Below are 21677 nucleotides of genomic sequence, written 5' to 3'. Positions count from 1 at the left end.
TAATAAAAATATTTCATTAAAATTTTGTATAAAAACTAAAAGAAAGGACACACAAGCATCCTTCCTTTTAGTTTTTAATTTCTATTTTACTTACAATACAACTCTTTTAAAATTTACTAATTACAATACTAACCTTATACCATTAATACTCTTTAACCAATACAGTTTGACCATTAACAGTAACCTCAACTTTATCTCCCTGTTCTGCTTCAAATTTCTGTTCATCTAAAGTAGTATCAGGAGTTATAGTTATAGTCTTTTCATCCTTGTCTATAACAAAATCACTAATCTGCTCACCATTAATTCTTACAACATACTTACTTGTATCATCTAGCAAAGACTCCTTCGTATCTAACTTAACTACAACCTCATCCACTACTTTAACCTCATCTACATCTTTAAGTGTAATCGCAGAACCACTTGTAATAGCAGCCTCATATCCGTTATTATTCAACTTACTAGCTTTGAAAAGAATACCAGCGTTATATGTTGAAGTCTCTGTACCATCTTTATTTTTATCAGTATCTACTAAATTCAATTCATGCTCCCCTACCAATTTCTGTCCATCAGCACTCCTTAAATTACTAGACACATTCAATACAAAATTAGCATCTTTACCTATTCTATCTTTTGGTAACAATATAGTTATACCATCCCAATCAGTAGTTACACCATAAATTCCTTTTCTAACCTGAGAACCAAGCTCCGCTAGTGTAGTACCATTGTATACATAATTCGCAGTATTTCCAACAGCTACTGCACCTTCGTTACTCATAGCTTCTGTAAATTTAACTCTGATGACATCATAACCATTTTCGTAATCATAATCATCATCATTCACATATTCAGCATACATTACTTCTGGATCAACTTCAATCTTTTCTGTAGGTGCAATAACATCTTCTTTTGGACATACAAACTCATGCTTAAACTCCTGCGTATCCATAGTATTACCATAGTCATCAGAGAATCCTGTAATACTTACTATCCATTCACCAGTCGCATCAATTTTATGCTCTTTAGCTACCTCTCTTAATGCAGCAAATCCATAAAATTTACCACCATCTTTATTTTCATATACTGGCTTAATAATAGCAGTATAATCATCTTCAGTTATACTCTCAACCTCACCAGGCACTACAACGCCATCTTTTTCAAATCTAATTTCTCCTGCTTGTACTTTTTCTGTACCATTTTCCTCTTCCTGAACCCCATTAGGAGTTATAGGATCTGTTAAATCATTTACCTGTATAGGCTCATTCATAACCATTTCAACAGTATCTAATAGTTCACCATCTTTATTCTTTTCTTGGCTTAAACTAATAATATCTGGACTTGTCCTATCTCTTCCATTATCTACATCATAACAAACTTCTTTAGTCTTATTTCCCAAATCGGTCTTAAAGATATCTTTATCTATATTAAATTGAATAGTTGAAGCATCTACCCAATATGCTTTTACTCCTTCAACTTTCGTCCAATCAGTCTTAAGTTCAACTAATATAGAGTCAAACAATTCTCCCTTAGGATCAGTAACAACTTTTGAACCTTTCAATGCAGTAAACTTAGCTCCAGACTTATACTCTGTCTCTCTTAAACCAGTCTTTTTATCCTTCTTGCCATAACGCATCGACACCACATCAGATAATTTTTCATCAGTATTTAAAGTAACAGGCGTAGTAAACTTAATCAAAAACTGCTCAGGAGATTGTCTCTCAACAGAAACTTCTGGTATAGTATCATCTATGTTCACATCATACCTAAGTACTTGTGTTGAAATACGATTTCTCTTATCAGTAACACCTGCCCAGTCACCTACATTACTGATTTCTATATTATTATCCGTTTTTCCTAATCTATCCTTACCTTTAAGATGAATCGTAACCTTTGTTCTAGTTCCATCTAATTCAAAATTATCTCTTCCAGTAGATTGTAAAGCATCACCATCTATAAGGTAATTAGCAGGATTATTCGCATCATAACTTCTTAGAACATCATCAGTACTCCATGCTACCGGTTCAGAAAAAGTTATAACCAAAGTGCTTTGATCTTTAGACTCAGCCTTTAAAACATGTAACTTGCTTGTATCAGTCAAAGTAAACTCCTCTGATCCCTTTTTAACTACTCCCTCAACATCATCCTTAATTTCAACTGAATGCTTAGCATTATCAGTTAAATAATTTTCTTCACTAGCCTCAGTATTTAAAATAACTTCTAAAACCTTAGATGAGAACTGTTTAACCTCTTTAACTTCTAGTTCTCTTTCTCTTATACCATCCCTAACTTCTAACTGAGCTTTAATTTCTTTTAATTGGGCATCACTTAAATTTGGTTTCTCCTGACCCAACGTAATGTATAGCCTATCAGCATCGTTAGATTCAGCATTTACCATTGGTACAGCATTATCAGGTCCTGCCTCACCACCTGGTTGTAAAAATTGAACCTGTCCATGTCCTCTAAGTCCTCCAAATTCATACTCATTAAGAACAACAGCCGAAACATTTGCTATAACATCTTTAGTCAATGATGATTTTGATGTTAATTGAATCGATGCCTTACCATTTTCTATAGTTCTTTCATCCTGTGCCATACCACCTTCAGTAGTATCAAATCTTATAATACCCTCTGCATCCTTTACTACATTGCCCTCTTTATCACAGATAATAGCTGTCACTTGAGTATTAGTAGCACCATCCGCCTTTATATCAGGAATTTTATCCCCATTAGTATCTTTACAATCAAACTCAATTTTTATTTGATAATACTCATTAACATCTCCAAATTTCACAGTAGAAGTATACTCCTCTACAACGTTACCCTCAGCATCCTTAATACCTTTAACTGTTATATTCTTACTTTCTTTAAATTTCGCACCCTTAACAGTAACTTCAGCAGATAAGCCATCTTCAGCTAACCTTACATCACTAAAAGTCAAACCATCAGCAATAAAATCTTCTGGCTTTACATCCGCTACCTTTGAAGTAAATTCAATCTTAATTCTATCTAAATTTACAGGTGTAATCTTCTTAACTTCAGCTTTAACAACTTTATCTAAATCTACATCTTGATTATCCCTTTCAAAATCAGAGAAATCCTCACCACTAGGTCTAGTAATAGCTTTTTCCAATGTTACAGCCTTACCATCATCATTTAGATCAATAAATACCTTGGCAAAATCACTATTACTTAATGCACTCGTGAATTCTTCTACTTTGTCGTCATTGCTAAAATCTGAAAACTCAAATTTATGGACTTCTCCATCCCTATCTACAATCGTAAATGGAGCTGCCAAAACAGTACTTGGTGTCATAATCCCTAGTGCCATCAACAACGCCATAATTTTCTTTTTATTCATGTTTATACTCCCTCCCAACATTAACATGTAACATATATTTCTTTACATCTAAGATGTGTCAAATTACACATTGACACATCTTAGTACAAACTCATACACAACTTTTATAATTCTTCTACTACAAGAGTTTCCGAACTAGACTTACCATCTTTTTCAGCAGTTACAGTAACCTTATCGCCAGCCTTCACATTAGTAATACTTCCAGTATATACTTTTTTATCTTTATCATACTTTAATGCTGCACCATTTACAGTAACCTTACAACCCTCATCCGCATGAATATTAGCTACAGCAATTCCAGCAAACAAAACTTTAACTTTTGATTCAGATTCATCAATAAAATCAGGACCCTCTGCTGGAGTACTTTCCTTTTCAACAATAACTTTTAAAGTAGCCGTTTTATCTGTTCCATCCACAGTACCTATTAAAGTGTTTTCCCCTTCATCTAAATCATCAACCTTTTTATTCCAAGCTACAGCTAAATCCTTCTCTGTACCATCTGAATACTTAGCTTTTACTGTAGCTGGCAACTTAATATCTGCCTTTTTACCTTTGATATCTGCTGGATTAACTAACTCAGTTATAACTACACTTTCCTTCTCAACAGTAACCTTAAATGTATCAGAAGCTTCAGCACCACTACCATCTTTAGCAGTAACAGTTATTTCAGCAGTACCTTCTGCTACTGGAGTAATAGTTAACACTCCATTATTCAATTCTACTTTTGCTACATCCGTTTTATCTGAAGTAGCTGTGAAAGTTAAAACATCACCATCTGCATCAGCAAAGTAATCCTTAACCTCAATAGTCTTAACCTCTGCTCCAACCTTTTCTGTTTGATCCGCAATCTCATTCTTAACCTGTGGAGCATGATTCTTAACTGGAACTTTAAATTCTGGCATTGGATGTGCGAAACGATCTTCATTCAATTCTGCACTTAAGCTATTTGTTTCATTTCTATCGTATTCTGCTTTATCAAGTCCATCGGAATAATCCATAGCACAGTCTTCAATGTAATTCCTAGTTTCAACTGAAACCTCATCAAATACATCTGCTGCACTTTCAGTACCATCTGGATCCCAATCAGAGAAATCAACATCAAGGTATATAATCTTTGGATTATCCTCATCAACGCGTACATCAGTAACTTTAATATCACTATCGCTTAACTTGAATGTGTATTTATCCAACATATCTTCGTTAAGTGCTTCTTCAAATCTCAACTCTATTGTAGCTCTGTATATCTTATTAGCCTTGTCGTTTGTGAATGCAACTACATTTACATAATCATCATAGTCGTCTCTATCTTCATATGAGTCCCTATTATCTGCCATTGTATCACCGTCATCATCGGCAAACTTAGCAAATGCAGGTTTTATGTGATCACTAACTATCCACATATCGCCTTTTTCAAATGTAGAATCATATTCATTTTCTGTCTTGTTATCAACAACAAGTATAGCAACTTTGTAGTCCTTACCTCTGTAAGTGTAAGTTCCATCAAAATTCAATTCATAGTTTCTATCTGTATTCTTATTATACTTCTTATCCAATGTATAAGTTACTTTTGTAACACCATCTTCTTTATGTTTAACTATTGAAGAAGTACGTAATGTTACATAGTCACCCTTAGCATCTTTTAGTGGATTTCCATCTTCATCAATCAATACAAGTTTAAGATCATTAGCTTTAAGATCAAACTCTTTCTCAAATGACACCTTTATTGTTGTTGGTGCTGTAGCAACTGGTGCATCATCAACATCAATCTTAGAACCTTCTTCAACAACAATTGGCTCATATGCTACATTATCAATCATGTTTCCACTTGCAGTTTTAACTCTAGCTATTACCAATCTGATTTCTTCATCACTATTAAGCTTGCTGAAATCTATTTGATCCTCTTTATCCGCTTTATCGCCAGGTAAATCTAATTCTACTCCATTATTATCATCTAGTAATTTCAACTTAGCTTTATAGTAATCCTCAAGATTAAATTGTTTTACAACCTCTTTATCTTTCTTATCATATACCTGTACTGTATAGTTTCCAATGTTATCGATAGCATACTTGCCCTTGCCTGTTTCCATCTCTGTTCCATCGAAATCTACAACTAATTTCTGATCTCTTGTACCCTTAGAATATACATCTACTGTTATATCGTCACCTTCAACAGCTGATTTTTCTTCTGCCTTGAACTTAACTGTAGCTTTTGCCATTTTATTTCCAGCTGTATCTTCTACATCTTCGATTACTAATTTGTACTCTTTACCACTATCTAAATCATCTTTCAATGTAAGAGTTGCTTCATTCTTATCACTATTCAACTCTACCTTAGTTATCTTAACCTTATCGCCATCTTTGTTATAAAGAGTATAATTTTCTTTCTTTTCTGCACTACCCTTACCACTATCTTTAACCTTTTCAGTAAATTTAACAGTTACAGTATCATCAGTATCACCTTGTTCTACTTTCTTAACCTCAGGTTTTACTTTATCGGCATTTATAGTAGCTTTAACCATCAACTCATCATTGCTCTTATCCCAAAGATCCTGTAAAGCATCTGCATCAACATATACATATGCTGTTCCGTCTGGAAGAGCATCATCTGAATCAAATGTTAATGTTAATTCATTTCCATCAATAACTGCTTTCTTAGCAGTTGTCTTTGTATTTGTGTGATAGAAATTACTTAAGAAGTTATCTTCATCATCTATGTCGATGTAATCAGCATCACCATCTACAACATAATCACTATCTGAGTTAGGATTGTCATCTCCAAATTTGATATCTTTGTTGAATATCAATGTTATTTCAGTATCAGAAGTATCCTTATATCCAACTATCTTCAAATCATCTGTGTTCTTTTCAACTTTTAAATCAAAAGTTCTCTTCTTTATAGAATATCCTGCATAGTCCTCAAATTTAGATAACACTTTTACTTTTACATCTTGGCCATTTTTTAAATCAGAACATAAAATAATATTTGCTTCATTACCATTATCTATTAAGTTAACTTGATCGATAGCTATATCATCATCATTGATTTCAAAACACTCATCGCTTAACTGTGCTTTTAAATTCTTAGATGGTCTAACTGGCTCAGAAAATCTTACTTTTATTGTATCTTTTCCTACTATTTCAGCAGATACAGCTTCTGGAAGTTCTAAGTCTTCTATGTCGAACTTTTCAACTATTTCTTTTCCAAAAACGTTATCGTCAATAGTTAATTTATAACTCTTCTGATTTTGTACTTTGTCATCATCATCATCATCGATAGCATCATCATTCAAAGTCATTATAGCAAACTTCTTACTATCATCAATTTCGATCTTTTCAAATGCATCATCTATTTCATCGCCATCTTCATTCTCTAAAGTGTAGTTTCCTACATCCTTTATATCGTCTTCTAAATCACCATCATTTACTGGATTAGTAAATGTAATCTTAAACTGCTTTAAGCTAAGCGCCTTTACAGATTTTACTGAAGCATTAATACCTTCTGCATCATCTCCAGCTGAATGTTCACTTACATTACCGTCAGCATCCTTGTAAGTAACTGCTGGAATAACACTAGCATCAACCTTTTCACCTGTTAAATTGTCTATCCAATTTCCTGCAAAATCTTTTACGTAAATTGGTTCACCCGCAACGATTGCATCCAAAACTTCTTTTTGTTCTGCCTTAGTTGCTTTTGTTGCTAGGTAATTTAAATCATATGCTTTATTGCCTATAACAGCTGTACCCGGATTGATTTGAGCAAACGCTGTAAATGAAGTTGTTCCAGCTATCATCAACGCAGCTAAAGCTGAGCTTGTAACTCTCTTGTTCATACTATCTAACCTCCCATATTTTGTTTCCACATTATTTATTATTAAACATCACATTTTAACACGTATGCAATATATACGACATAAATACTAATTTAGTTGCATACTCAATACATATATTCGCCAAAAACTTATTTATTCAGAAATAACCACATCTCCTACAGTTTTAACAACTGTCTTTCCATCTTCACCTATTAATTTAACTGTTACTTTAGCTCCTGCTTTAACAGCTGGATAAACTATTGTAGCTTCTCCTAATGTTGCAACTGCTGAATGTGCTTGACCATTCATGTACACTTGGAATTTAGCTACTCCTGCGTACGCTTTTTCAGTCTCAACCTTAACTTTTGATCCTACTGTAGCTCCAGGAACAAGTGTTGCAGTTACTTTATACTCAGTTCCTTCAGATGGTTTTTCTTCTGCTTTCTTTTGAACTGAATAGCTTTCTCCAATTTTAACTGGAGCAGTTACTAATACCTTACCATCTTTATCTAATAATTTAACTGTTACTTCTGTACCTTCATTAACAGCTGGATAAACTATTGTAGCTTCTCCTAGTGTTGCAACTGCTGAATGTGCTTGACCATCAATAAATACTTGGAACTTAGCAGCATTTGCATATTCTGCTTTTCCTTCATCAGTCATAGCAACTTTTACTTTTGAACCAACTGTAGCACCTGGAATTAATTCAGTATTGAATACGCTTACAGTTTTAGCTTCTTCTTTTAAATCTACAACTGCAAGTTTCCAAGCATCGTAATCAGCTGTAGTATATTCTTTATTAGCATCTAATGCCTTTATAGCATGAGCATATATAATGTATCTTCCTTCTGGTAATGTTCTTTCTACTGAACCTTGTGTATAATCAGTAATGATTTTTTCATACTCATTAGTTTCTAAGTTCTTAGCATTGATTCTGTATGCATATTTACCAGAAACCGTAATCTTTGTTCCATCAACAGCTATGTTAATGTCTGCACCTTTGATGTCTTTGTCAGCATCAAATTCTGTACATTTTGCCATATTTACAACCTTATAGCTATCCCATTCAACTTTACCAAATGTCTGATGATTTTTTGAATGTGCAGCTGGAACTCCTGCCCTCTTAACCCAAAGAACTACTATATTATTACCTTCTTTGTATTTAACAGCAGAAGTGATTTTAAACGGTGTTCTAGCATCAACTGGTTTTGAATATCCATCAGTTAATGCAGCCCAAGTACCATCATCCTGTTTTAACCAAGCTCTGTACTGAACTTCTCCTTCGTAATTTGATATTACATAAAAATCTTGAGTTTCTCCAATGTAAACTGGATTGTGTTCAACAACTGCTATATCGATTTTAGGTAAATCAACTTTCGCAGCCTCTGCAGCTTTAACTGGCATTGCAATAAGTGTACTAGCCATTACAAATAAAGCTGCTAAAAAAAGACTTAAACCTTTTTTTAGATTGTTCATGTTTGTCCCCTCCTGTTTGTTTTTTAATATATTAATATTTTTAAATATTAAACTAACGAACTGAGCCAAGCAGTGTATGTACACATTTTGACCAAATTTAAATCCGCGACCTTCGTAGTACTTTTACACGCGGCATTAAATCCCTTCTTAATCCTATAAATTTAAATATTACCCTTACTATTATATATTACATTTATTAACTTATCAATAGTAAAATTCATATATTTTTATAGAATGTTAACTCATTTCAAGTAATGATAATACTTTATCTATATGATACAATTTCCACTTCATTATGGGAATAAATCTTACACACTAATTCATCATATATCTACTTAGGAAAAACGTGTCAACCTTAGTACAAAAACATATCAACACTTAGTACAAAAACATATGCATAATTTTATTCACTAAAGTATTACTATTAATAATTTCAATCATTTATTACTATTCTTTTAATACATCATATTTCATAACTTAAGCCTAATATTTTTTCATTTCTTTCATCCATACTATTCTTCTACATCATACTGCATAACATTAAATTCCTTTGCACTAAATTCTTTTCCCAAAAATGCATACATAATAAATAACGTTCATTATAAAAAATAGTTGCATATTTTTTTAATTTTTTTATAAAATAAATTAAAAAAATGATATTTAAATTCTATTATCAGTTCTTCTCATCAACATTTACACATATAATAACGCATGAGTATAAATTTTAGTTGCATTCTTTTTAAAAAAAATCAAAAAAATCACAGAAAATTTCTTCTGTGATTTTTTTGATATTATATAAATTTCCATGTTTGCTTTAGCAAAATGAATTTATTTTATGGCCCGTATCTGCCTTATAACTGTATCATGCTCTTCAACTTCTCCCACTATTCTAGTGAACTTACCATTCAAATCAATCAAATTAAATGTCATTTTTTCCTGCTCTCCTCTTGTAACTTTAACATTTTCCTCTAACCCTCTAACAACTTGATAAATCTCATCTTGTCTTCTTTCAAGAGAAACAACTTTAACCTCAAGTGAATCAACCTTGCTCTCAAGTGAATCCATTCTTTTATCAATTGAATCAACTTTACTTTCTAATGAGTTCATCTTTCTCTCAAGTGAATCGACTTTACTTTCTAGTGAATCCATCCTTTTTTCAAGTAAATCGACTTTACCTTCCAGTGAATCCATTCTTTTTTCAAGCGAGTCCATTCTTTTTTCAAAAGAATCCATCCTTTTTTCGAGAGAATCCATTTTACCTTCAATAGATTCCATTCTTTTATCGATAGAATCCACTTTATTAATTATAACTTCAAGCATCTGTTTTATTTCCATATCCACTTTTCTCACCACCCTTGCCATATACTCATTTTATCATCTTTTAATTTTGTATTCAATTCATAAATTATGGAAAACAATACCAATTATTTGTATATATTATTCAATACTTTATTGATATATTCATCAAGCATAACTGTAAATCTATCTGCTGCTTTTGAATTGAGATGTGCAATATCTGTGTAGTCCTCCATTTTGAAATATTTGCTTTCTGAGTAGTCAATATAGTATACTTTGTGATTTTTAATTTCATTTTCAATAAATTCTTTATGCTCTCTCTTTGTTTTTTTATCAAAATTTTTAAGTTCACCTTGACGCATAGGTGGCATCACTAAAAATACAGTTATATCGTGCTCATCTGCAAAATTAAGTATTTTTCTAAAATAACTAACTTGAATAGGGAGCCTTTTGTAAACTCTATCGATTGTATCATTTTTATGAGCTTTACCTTCTAATATAAACTGACCATTTTCTTTAATAAAACCTGGATTCTTTTCTATATTTCCTTGTATGTGAAGCTTTGGAAAAACATTTGATATAAGTATAGGTACTGTTCTTGAAAATTTATCATTCATGTATTGATTAAAATTTTTATCATCTACAATATGAAATATTGGTATTATATCATTTTGTTTATCTTTTTTAAAATCATTTCTATATTCCTTATCAAAATATTTGCTATATATGTAATTTCTGCTATCAGCTAAATATGAAAATTCAGTATAGTCAACACCAAGTATTAAATACTTGTATTTTTTATGATGTTTCTCAAGATAAAGCATTTTATAGTAGCATTGATTAAATGAATCATTATCATGAGAAAAATTATATGTCGGCATGCTCATTTTATCGGGATTTATTCCTCTATATAGCCTAGAATTCCCAAGTATCAAGCAATCATATTTACTTTTTAAAGCATTTTTGAAGCTATATTCTATTTGCATTTGAGTTGATGGCCCAAATGCTTTTATCATATATTTTTGACTGTAATCTAAATATATATTTACTACAAAATAAATAGGAAGCAAAAGTATTGCCAACTTTATTATAAACTTTTTCACTCAATATCACTCCAAACCGTTTTCGCTAGGTTCTAGTCGCTAATTTCTAATCTCCAGTCTCCAACACAGTTTTGTGACTTGAGAAGTACCATCTATTTAAGAACAAAGTTCTAAGTATTAATATACATCAAAGTCACAATCTGGTTTGGCGACTAGTGATTGGCGATTAGTGACTTTGTTTTAGTCTCCAATCTCTAGTTGCTAGTCTCCATAGTGCAGATTCTCAACTTGATTGCTATATACTTACAACCAGCAGATGTTTTTTATATTGAATTTAAGAATAAGATTCTAGGTGCTAATATCTATCAAAATCACAATATGCTTTGGTGACTGGTTACTGGTGATTGGTGACTTTGTTTTAGTCTCCAACACAGATTTGACACTTGTACACCAGTATCTATCAAAATTGAAAATAAATAAATTCTCTAGCACCAAATACACCGAAGAATATTATCCATAGAATAAGTATATAGTATGATGCCCAGCGAAGAACTAGTGGTTTACGTTTTAGTATGTCAACCTTTTTTTCTCTTCTTTCTAACAGTTCAACTATTTGCAAAACTATTATTGATATAACAGCATTTATCATATCTATACGGGTAAAACCTGATTTTATCAAATTCGTACTGTATGCTAAAATGCTGCTTTTATTGCCAAAGTTAAATAAATTCTTAACTATGTATACTGCATCTTGAATAGAGTTTGCTCTAAAGAATATGAATGAAAAGCAAACAAAATTGAATGTAATAAATATGCTAACGTATTTGAATATGTGTTTGTTGCATTTCTTTTTAAGTTTCTTGTGCTGTTTTTTTGTAAGTGCATCAAATGATACTCCTATTCCGTGCATGGTTCCCCATATAACATATGTCCATGCTGCTCCATGCCATAAACCACTTAAAGAAAATGTTACTATTGCTGCTATAACGACTGCAATCTTTCCCAATTCTTTTTTTGAAAAAACTATTGGCATATAAACATAGTCATTGAACCAATTTGATAAAGACATATGCCATCTTCTCCAAAACTCAGATATAGTTTGACTTATGTATGGATAATTAAAATTTTCTATGGACTTTATTCCAAAAACCCTTGCAGTTCCTATTGCCATATCAGAATAACCTGAAAAATCACAGTATAACTGCAATGCATAACTGTATGTGGCAATTATCAAAGGCAGTCCGCTATAATTATGAGAATGATTGTAAACTTGATTAACAATTAATGCTAATCTATCAGCTATAACTATTTTTTTAAATGCTCCCCACAGAATTCTCCTAAATCCTTCTGTCACCAAATCATAGTCAAATGAGTGTTTTTCATGCAGTTGTGGAAGCAGATTTGATGCTCTATCAATAGGTCCTGCTAATATCTGTGGAAAAAATGATACATACAATGCAAAATAAGCAATATTTTTTTCAGGTTTTTGAATTCCTCTGTAAACATCTATTACATAGCTTAATGTCTTGAATGTGTAAAACGATATACCTAAGGGAGCTATGATGTTTATATTTTTCACTCCATAAAACAAATTAAAATGTTCAAATAGTTCCCTTAATGCACTATTAAAAAAATTGAAATACTTAAAGAATAAAAGCATTCCAATGCTAGATATAACGCTTATACCTATATAGAGTTTATTTTTTAATTTATTTTCTTTAACTTCTGTTGATTCATTAATTTTAACTGCAACTACATAATTTATAAATATATAAAATATCAATATCAGTACTGATTCTACTCTCCAACACATATAAAAATAAAAACTCGAAATAAGCAATATTATCCATCTGAGTTTTTGTGGAGTTATATAGTATACTAAAAATATTATTGCTAAAAATATTAAAAAGCTAAGAGAATTAAATAACATTTTTCCCTCCATTTATAACTAGATTCATACCATTAATCTGTTGTGTACAGTTAACCAAAAACTCGACTGCTTCTGAAGTTTCCTCTGGTGTTACCAACCTTTTTAATGGTTCTTCATTTATCATTTTCTCAAGTATTCTTTCATCAACATCATCTGTTAAATTCGTCATCATTGTTGAAGGCAATACATTATTTGATGTTATTCCATATTTTATATTTTCTTCTGCCCATGACTTACTCAATGATTGAATGTATGCCTTATTTGCCGTATATTCTGACATACCAATGGGAGGCTTGTTTAACAAATAATCTGTCAAAATATTTATTATCTTACCAAATTTTTTCTTTCTAAATATGGAAATACTCTTTTGTGTAATCATTATTACAGGCATTACATTATACATATAGCTTTCCATAAAAGTTTCCGGTTTTATTCTGTTGAAATGCTTTTTTGTAATATTACATATAGCATTATTTATGAGAACGTCAATATCCATTTTTTCAATTTGCTCTAACAATTCTTTTATGCTTTGCTCACTCTTAAAGTCACACACAAATCCTCTGACATTCTCAAATTCTTTTTGAAGATTTTCAGCTTTGTTTTTTGAAGTGTTATATGTAAAATTAACAAAGTTATTTTTACTGCTTGCAAGTCTTCGAGTTATTGCCTCTCCTAATCCTGATGCTCCACCAGTTATTAATATTTTCATTAAACCACCCCAATTTGGATTTTACCTGTAGCAGCTTTTGTGCCATCTTGCTTCATAAATGTAAATTTAAATTCTACAGCATTTACAGAATCAAATACATCACTCACATATGCCTTGAATGTTAATTCTTCATTTTTATACACAGGCTTTTTATATTTTATACTCTGCTTGTGGATAATTACATTCTTTATGGGGAGTTTTTCCCCAATGAAATACGATATAAATCCATTTAAAATGTTTCCATGCATTATAACATCCTCAAATCCTTTGTCAACTGCATATTTTTTATCTGTATGCATGGGATTTCTGTCCTTAAATATAGAAATAAAACCATCATAAATTTCATCATCTATAACAAATCTTTCTGTAAATTCATCACCCTTTTTTAATTTCACAGAAATCACCCCACTCTCTTTAGTCTCCAATCTCCAGCTTATCTAATCCCAAATCCCTAGTCCCCAGTCTCCAGTACAGATTTACAACTTGAAAAAATTGCGTAGCAATTTCAGCCTTTACTATTCCTTATTCTCTATTCACTATTTAATTGGTTTTCTTCACGATTGCTTCGCACATTTCTCCTACGTTTTTGAAGTTTTGCACTTCTACAAGTGTAAATTTAATGTTAAAGTGTTTTTCTATTTCAACTATTAATTCAATATGAGTTAGTGAATCCCAATCCTCCACATCATCTGCTGTTGTTTCATATTTTAATTCTATTTCATCATTATCCAAAACATCTATAAAAATTTCATTTACTTCCTTAATTACTTGTTCAAAATTCATAGTCTATTCCTCCAGTTTTTACTTATAGAAATACAATTTGGTATTCTATTCAAATCTATTCAAATAAATTTTTATTATTTGCTTATTTAGTTTCTGTTTACTTTAGATATTATCGTTTCGCCTAACTTACTTTCCTATTTATCAATTTTACAAAACTTCCAGTTCTGCAAGTGAGAGTTTGAAGCTTTTTGCTTTATGTCGAGTAGATTCCTTGCTGTTGTTTTGCCTGAAGATTAATGTTACAAAAATTTTTTGCTTCATATCGAGTGAATTCTCCACCTGAAGTACAAATATCTTACTTTAGCAAAACAAGTTCCCTATTTATTATCAATATAAACCTTTTTTGTTATGTAGTTATCAACATATAATACCCAAGTATCATTTTTATTCCTATTTTTATTATATTTTTCATTATCATTTTCATGCAGTACAGTTTTTGAAAATCCACATTCTTTATATAAATCTTTGACAAGCACATTTTTGGGTGTAGGTATATATTCTCCGATTATTTTAGTATATCCTTGTTCTTTAGCTAAATCAACAAGCTTATTTATCACAAAATATTCCATACCTCTCTTCAAAACCCTACAACTCATTATCCAAGTATCTATGAAAAGTGATTTATCATCATTCTTCTTCAATATGAGAACGCTTATCAAACCATTATCTCCAAATTTATCTTCCAATGTGAAGTATAATGTTATATAATCATTAGAATTTTTTATTCTTTCTATATCTTTTTCAGTATATCTTACCGTTCTCATGTTAAATTGATTTGATCTTTGTGTAAGTTGAGCAATTCTTGGAATATAATAATCTTTAAAACTTCCATATTCCGATACCATTTTAAGGCTTTTTAAATACTCATCAACAGAATCAAAGCTTTTCTTTAATTCTACCCTTTTTGCTTCATTTTGATACTGTTTTGTTCTTTTTGAATCTTCCTTAGAATACGATATTGTTTCAAACAGATTTAAATTTCTAAGGTAGGACACATATTCTGATGGATCATTTGGAAGTTCTGGCACTGTGATTCCATCAATCATTTCCCTTACCATATTTCTTTCAAATGGGTTATCATCTATAAACACCATAGAATCAAATCCTATATTCAATATTGATTGAATATACTTTATGTTATCAACCTTTGTTTCCCAATTTGCAGCAAAAACAGCTATATCATCAAGTCTTAAAACCATATCAGGGTGTTTTATAAATGGTTCTTTTGCTATTTCTTCTGTATTTTTACTGGATACAGCAAGTATTATACCTCTCTCTTTAAGCTGTTTAGCCCACATTTGAAGCTCTGTATATGCCCTTCCTGCTCCAAGTTCCCCTATTTGAATATTGTTTATTCCATCATCACCAATTACTCCACCCCAAAGAGTGTTGTCCAAGTCCATTATAAGACATTTTTTAATTTTTCCCATAGATGCTTTAATAATATCTATAATATTTTTAGCAACATGAGGCAAAAAGTCAATGCTAAATACCATTTTTGATGAAGCATACATTTTTGAATCAAATGTGTTTTCTCTTCCAAATACATTCTGCAAAGAGCAAACATCACTTATAAATACATTTTTGTACTGCTGTGCAATATCCATTAAATTAAAGTTGAGCTTTCTGAGTTGATAAATAAATGAATTTTTAGTTTTGTTACCATAGTTTCCAAAAATATTATCATTTATTTCAACATAGTTAAAATTAATAATATTGCAGTTGATTTTACTATTTATACGCTCCCAAAGTTCTTTTATTTTATTGATTTGATTATCTGCAAAATGCATTTTTTCATTGCTGTTTGTTGAATAAAACTTTTCTATCAGTTTTTCTGAAGAAGCAAATATTATAATGAATTCAGGATTGAATTCATAAAGTTCAGATTCTGGATCATAAATCTGCCTCTCTATTTGGTCATAATCTGCCTCAAATATATCAAAGTTTATTTTTTCATTATATCCATAACCTTTTATGGCAGTATTTAAAAACTGTGTTGCACTATCTCCTAGTATTGCTATTTTACATGTCTTTAACTCTGAAAAATCTTTTTTCAAGTTCTTCTTTAATTCTCTAAATTTCACATTACATCATTCTCCCTAGTTTTAATTATAAAATACTATAAGTCATTTTAAAAAAAATAACAAGTCAAATATACTAGCATTCTTACTAGTGCAGATTTTCTTAATTGCATAATTCAATAAAACTTCAATTCGTAATATGCAATATAAATATTTAATATCATATATTTTTTATTAATATTCACTATAAAAATCTCTGCATACTGCATTTTTTCGTTGTAATATGTATGATAAAAATCTAAATTACGAATTGAAGCAATAAAAAAATATATTTGAAATAAGCAACTTTAACTAGTTATTTACTTAGGAAAGTCTGCACTATTTATTTTTTAGATGCTTAATCTCCGCTTTCATAATATCCTTTTTAAGTTTAATTTGTCAACTTTCTATCACATCTTTTTTCCATGTTACATATACTATATTTGAAGTACTCTTAGAAAGGATTTAATAATGTTTTCTTATCCATTTGACTATTATTATGAGTATTATAGAAATGATGCTATGAAGTCTTTCATGCGTTTATTACATTCTGCACCCAAATGTCCAGCAATTGATATCTATATTAATGATAAACCTTGGGTTACAAATATTAAGTACAAAGATTTTTCTGAATATCTTCCAATAAGATCGGGAAATTATAATGTTAAGGTTTATGCTGCTGGCAAAAAAATAAATCCGTTTATTGATACATCATTATTTATTCCTCCAAATGAAATATACACAATTGCTATAATAGGTAAAACTCCTGATAATCTATCAATTTTGCCAATAAAAGAACCATTATTAGAAACAAAGGAAGGAAAATTAGGTTTAAGATTTGCTCAACTATCTCCTAATGCACCAAATGTAGATGTTGTTCTTCCAAATGGAGATGTTTTATTCAAAGATGTAGCATTTAAAGACATAAAGGACTATATTGAAGTTCCATCTGGAATATATACAGTAGAAATACGCCTTACTGGAACTGATACTGTGATTTTATATGTGCCTAATATTCATTTGAAACCAAAAAGATTTTATACAATTTATTCTGTCGGCTTGGTCGGAGGCATCCCCCCTCTTCAGGTTTTAATACCTCTAGATGGAAATTCATATATAGAGTTTTAATACCCCCGTTAAAAGCAAAATCTGCTTCTGGCGAAGACAAAACGCAAGAAGCCGTGCTAAGTTTTAATACCCCCTTAAAAAGCAAAATCTGCTTCTGACGAAGACAAAACGCGAGAAGCAGTGCTAAATTTTAATACCCCCTTAAAAAGCAAAATCTCTACTATATCGTGGTAGAGATTTTGTTTAGGGGACATATTTATCTTATATTAAATTATATAACATACATACTTCACAAAATCTTCAATTCATAATACGCAATATAAATATTTAATATCATATATTTTTTATTAGTATTCGTCATAAAAATCTCTGCCTACTACATCTTTTCATTGTAATATATATGATAAAAATCTAAATCACGAATTGAAGTCACATAATACACATATTCCAAAAATTCAGAATAAAACCACATAAACTGAATAAAATTCACAAATTCAGAATGAAGCTATACAAACTGAATAAAATTCACTAATTCAGAATAAAACCAAATAAACTGAATAAAATTCACAAATTCAGAACGAAGCTATACAAACTGAATAAACTTCAGCAATTCATAATAAAGCCACATGACCTAAAAATCTAGTAATTTACACTACAACATCTATATTATAACTGAACACCGCATAATTTGTCAAATTTTAAGACAATATTTTTTTATTTTTCTATATAATGTTGCTCTGCCTATCTGGAGCATATCAGCTGCTTTAGAAATATTCCCATTGCAGTAGTTTACGGCACATATTATATTTTTCTTTTCTAATTCTTCGAGAGGAATTATATTTTCACACTTATCTGATTTCATATCCATTTTAATTAAATTAAAATTCTGAACAATATCGTCATCAATAACATCATTATCACACAAATAATATGCTCTTTCAACTGTATTTTTAAGTTCTCTTATATTACCAGGCCAACTGTGCTTTTTTAGCAATTCAATATAACCCAAACTAGCTCTTTTCTCATTATTTGTTAACAAATTAAGTTTTTCAATAAAATATTGGGTCAATAATTCAATGTCTTCTCTTCTATACCTCAAACTAATCAAATGTATACTTATGACATTCAATCTATAATATAAATCAAATCTAAAATTCTTTTTGTTTACTTCTTCGCTTAGAATACGATTTGTAGCAGATATAATCCTTACATCAATTTTCTTTTCTCTTGTCCCTCCAATTGGAGTTATAGTTTTTGTATCAATCGCTCTTAATAATTTTGATTGTAATTCTGATGGCATATCACCTATTTCATCAAGAAAAAGTGTACCTCCATGTGCGATTTCAAATTTACCTTTATGTCCACTCTGTGATGCTCCTGTAAATGCTCCTTTTTCATACCCAAACAATTCACTTTCAATGAGTTCATTAGGTATAGCAGCACAGTTAACCGCAACAAATGGTCCATTTGCTCTTTTACTATAGTTATGTATAGCTTGTGCAAAAACTTCTTTTCCAGTACCACTTTCTCCCTCAAGTAAAATGTTGCAATCAGTATATGCAGCTTTTTTTGCATAATCAATTATCTTAATCATTCTGCTATCGATTGTGATTATGTCATTAAAATTGTACATTGCTTTGTACATTTCACAGCATTTTTTATTTATATTGCATAAACTATTAAAAGCTATTATTATGCCTTTAAACTCGCCATTTTGCACTATTGATGATGCATTAATACTGCATCTTATTCTTCTATTCTTGAAAAATAGAGTTTTATTTGCATTATATAATTTATTTGCATTTTTTATCTGTTTTAAATAATTGTCGTCATTTAGTACTTTTCTAAGTGGATATCCTAATAATGCATTTTCAGTACAATTGAACTCTTTTAAAGTTTTTTCATTAAACTTTACAATATTCAATTCACAATCGGTTATTATTATTCCATCAGAAACCGTATCAATTACTTTATCAAGCATACTCATACTCAAAATATTCCCCCTCGGCATTTACTATTCATTTAGAGTCTTAGTAAATACCACATATGCTACTACATAATCATTGTATATTATGGTTATCTCACAAAAAGTATTTTAAATAGAAACTCATCACTATATATGCATAAAAACCAATTTCATAAATACTATATATTGTATATTTGAAATTTATCCATAGCTTATTGTGGGTTAATCATATTATTATTTTATCATAATAACTCTTGAGTCGCTAGAATTAAAACAAGGGGCCAGAAGTCAGGAGCTAGGAATTAGGTGTTAGGTGCTAGGAGGAAAAACAAGGGACTAGGAGCTAGAAGGGGAAAGAAGGGGTCAGGCGCTAGGAATCAGGTGCTAGGTGGAAAACAAGATACTAGGAGCTAGAAGGGGAAAGAAAGTTCCAGAAGGTGAAAAAAGGACCAGGTAATAAGGCAAGTTTGCCAGTCGGCTAGAGGACCAGTTCCCAGTCTCCAGTCTCTAGTCTCTAATCAACTATACAGATTTGCAACTTGAAAACTAACATCTTATTAGGTGCTAGGAGATAAAACAAGTCTACTAGTCTGCTAGAAGGCTAGTCTTTAATCTTCAGTCCCTAGTCGCCAATCTCTAGTACAGATTTGTGACTTGACGGCTAGTAACTATTTAAAAACAAAATTTAAATATTAATATCCATTAAAGTCACAATTTGTTTTGGTGACCGGTGACCGGTGATTAGTGACTTTGTTTTAGTCTCTAGTCTCCAACCTCCATAGTACAGATTTGCAATCTGCATACCAGTATCTGCATTTAGGTACTAGGTACCAGGAGGTTAAAGAAGGTACTAGGTGCTAGGACTTAAAGCAAGTTTGCTAGGGTACTAGAGGGCTAGAGGACTAGTACAGATTCGTAACTTGATTACTATATACTTATAATCACCAAATGTTTTTATATACATTTAGGAAATCGTGTAACGATTTCAACATTAACTGGTAACTAGCCACCTGGAAAACTAGCACTCTTATATTAGTTTTCATCAAAGTCACAGTCTGCTTTGGTGATTGGCGATTGGTGATTAGTAACTTTTGTTTAGTCTCCAGCTCCAATACAAATTTGTAATTTGATTACTATACACTTATAACTAATCACTAGCAAACTGTCCAACTAGCACTCTTTATTAAAGAAATTGCGCAGCAATTTCAACCTTTACTATTCTCTATTCCTTATTCACTATTCTTTAATTAAAGTTCACTATATTAGTTTTATTATTCTATGAGAAAACTTAACCATTACAGATATTTCTCTAAATCCTTAATATCTTGCATATCGAAAATCTCTAAAGCGATTATATCAATTATGTTTGGAGGTAAAGTCTTAATTTTTTTAAGATATTCATTTGGAATCTTTTTAAATTTCTTTATTAACAATGCTGTCAACATTTCATATTTACCCTCAATTTTTCCTTCCTGTAATCCTTCAAGTTTTCCTTCTTGCAATCCTTCTTCACGTATCATTTTACCTATTTCAGTCATAGAAAATACCTCCTTAAATTTTTTCTTACTATTATCATCACCAAATTTTTCTAAAAGAGCATATAGTAAACTTAAACAATGAAGTTTATTATCATTTTCTTTGATTTTGCTTGCAAGTTCAATGCTTTTTATAGCTCTTGTAGATTTGTCTTCTTTACTATTCATAAGAGGAATGAATGTTAAGTTCAGTATTTCTTCATTTGTCAATTCTTTACCGGCTTCTATTTTTTCTTTTAATTGAGTATATTTTTTATCGCCATCTAAACTACTCATATAAAAAGCTTGAATCTCATATTTTAAGCTTCCACCATCTAATTTTGTTTTTGTGTTTTTTATATCTGCTGAGTATATTACTATAGTATTAACCTTTTTATTGTATTTATAAAGTAGTGATGCGTCATAGAATAAAAATCTATTTATGTCTTTTTCTTTATATGTAGTTTGAAATTCAAAGTGAAGATAATTACCGTCCTCTGTATAGAAAGTATAATCAGTAAAATTGGTTTTTATGCTTATACAGCTCTAAAGATTAAAAATTCTTCGCATTAAAATGTTATAAATATGTATATGTACTCAACGAATATTATTAGTGGAATACTAATTTATATTGTTTGAGGAGGTTTAAATAATTGAGGAAGACTAGA

General features: G+C 30.7%; 13 protein-coding genes. 1 reads left to right on the top strand and 12 read right to left on the bottom strand.

All coding sequences use genetic code 11. The annotated features are described in order from the left end of the window. Positions 1 to 142 precede the first annotated feature (142 nt). The 10 genes from CLTEP_RS07825 to CLTEP_RS07780 form a co-directional block, all read right to left on the bottom strand. A complete protein-coding gene (locus CLTEP_RS07825; protein ID WP_066825085.1) occupies positions 143 to 3355 on the bottom strand; it encodes an Ig-like domain-containing protein in 3213 nt (1070 codons plus the stop codon). A 104-nt stretch (positions 3356 to 3459) separates the two neighbouring features. Continuing rightward, complete coding sequence (locus CLTEP_RS07820) at positions 3460 to 7185, bottom strand: Ig-like domain-containing protein (RefSeq protein ID WP_066825083.1); 3726 nt, start codon at positions 7183 to 7185, stop codon at positions 3460 to 3462. 132 nt (positions 7186 to 7317) lie between these two features. Further along, positions 7318 to 8640 (bottom strand): hypothetical protein, encoded by a 1323-nt coding sequence (locus tag CLTEP_RS07815; protein ID WP_066825080.1) that lies wholly within the window; start codon positions 8638 to 8640, stop codon positions 7318 to 7320. Between the two features lie 828 nt (positions 8641 to 9468). After that, on the bottom strand, positions 9469 to 9975 hold the full coding sequence (locus CLTEP_RS15285) for a coiled-coil domain-containing protein (protein ID WP_423230732.1): 507 nt from the start codon (positions 9973 to 9975) through the stop codon (positions 9469 to 9471). Positions 9976 to 10064: 89 nt separating this feature from the next. After that, the gene (locus CLTEP_RS07805; protein ID WP_066825078.1) at positions 10065 to 11039 is read right to left on the bottom strand and encodes a hypothetical protein; all 975 of its coding nucleotides are present in this window, start codon (positions 11037 to 11039) and stop codon (positions 10065 to 10067) included. 400 nt (positions 11040 to 11439) lie between these two features. Next, positions 11440 to 12909 (bottom strand): MBOAT family O-acyltransferase, encoded by a 1470-nt coding sequence (locus tag CLTEP_RS07800; RefSeq protein ID WP_066825076.1) that lies wholly within the window; start codon positions 12907 to 12909, stop codon positions 11440 to 11442. Beyond that, positions 12899 to 13618, bottom strand: coding sequence for an SDR family NAD(P)-dependent oxidoreductase (locus tag CLTEP_RS07795; RefSeq protein WP_066825073.1), 720 nt, complete (start codon positions 13616 to 13618; stop codon positions 12899 to 12901). The genes CLTEP_RS07800 and CLTEP_RS07795 overlap by 11 nt, the downstream gene beginning before the upstream one ends. Then, positions 13618 to 14013 carry a MaoC/PaaZ C-terminal domain-containing protein gene (locus CLTEP_RS07790; protein ID WP_066825071.1) on the bottom strand — a complete coding sequence of 132 codons (396 nt, stop codon included), beginning with the start codon at positions 14011 to 14013 and terminating at the stop codon, positions 13618 to 13620. The genes CLTEP_RS07795 and CLTEP_RS07790 overlap by 1 nt, the downstream gene beginning before the upstream one ends. Positions 14014 to 14158: 145 nt before the next feature. Next, positions 14159 to 14401 carry an acyl carrier protein gene (locus tag CLTEP_RS07785; protein ID WP_066825069.1) on the bottom strand — a complete coding sequence of 81 codons (243 nt, stop codon included), beginning with the start codon at positions 14399 to 14401 and terminating at the stop codon, positions 14159 to 14161. 317 nt (positions 14402 to 14718) lie between these two features. Further along, positions 14719 to 16485, bottom strand: coding sequence for an HAD-IIIC family phosphatase (locus tag CLTEP_RS07780; protein ID WP_066825067.1), 1767 nt, complete (start codon positions 16483 to 16485; stop codon positions 14719 to 14721). 447 nt (positions 16486 to 16932) lie between these two features. Between CLTEP_RS07780 and CLTEP_RS07775 the strand changes: the two genes are divergently transcribed. Next, on the top strand, positions 16933 to 17589 hold the full coding sequence (locus CLTEP_RS07775; protein ID WP_066825065.1) for a DUF4397 domain-containing protein: 657 nt from the start codon (positions 16933 to 16935) through the stop codon (positions 17587 to 17589). A gap of 631 nt (positions 17590 to 18220) precedes the next feature. Here the strand turns inward: CLTEP_RS07775 and CLTEP_RS07770 are convergent. Next, on the bottom strand, positions 18221 to 19516 hold the full coding sequence (locus CLTEP_RS07770) for a sigma-54 interaction domain-containing protein (protein ID WP_161938360.1): 1296 nt from the start codon (positions 19514 to 19516) through the stop codon (positions 18221 to 18223). A gap of 1274 nt (positions 19517 to 20790) precedes the next feature. Beyond that, positions 20791 to 21306, bottom strand: a complete 516-nt coding sequence (locus tag CLTEP_RS07765; RefSeq protein ID WP_242863891.1) for a DUF4351 domain-containing protein — start codon at positions 21304 to 21306, stop codon at positions 20791 to 20793. Positions 21307 to 21677: the final 371 nt, after the last annotated feature.

The sequence above is a fragment of the Clostridium tepidiprofundi DSM 19306 genome (assembly GCF_001594005.1).
In the GTDB taxonomy this organism is placed as follows: domain Bacteria; phylum Bacillota; class Clostridia; order Clostridiales; family Clostridiaceae; genus Clostridium_AC; species Clostridium_AC tepidiprofundi.
Note: the sequence above shows the minus strand (reverse complement) of the source record. Positions and strands in the feature narration are given on the sequence as shown.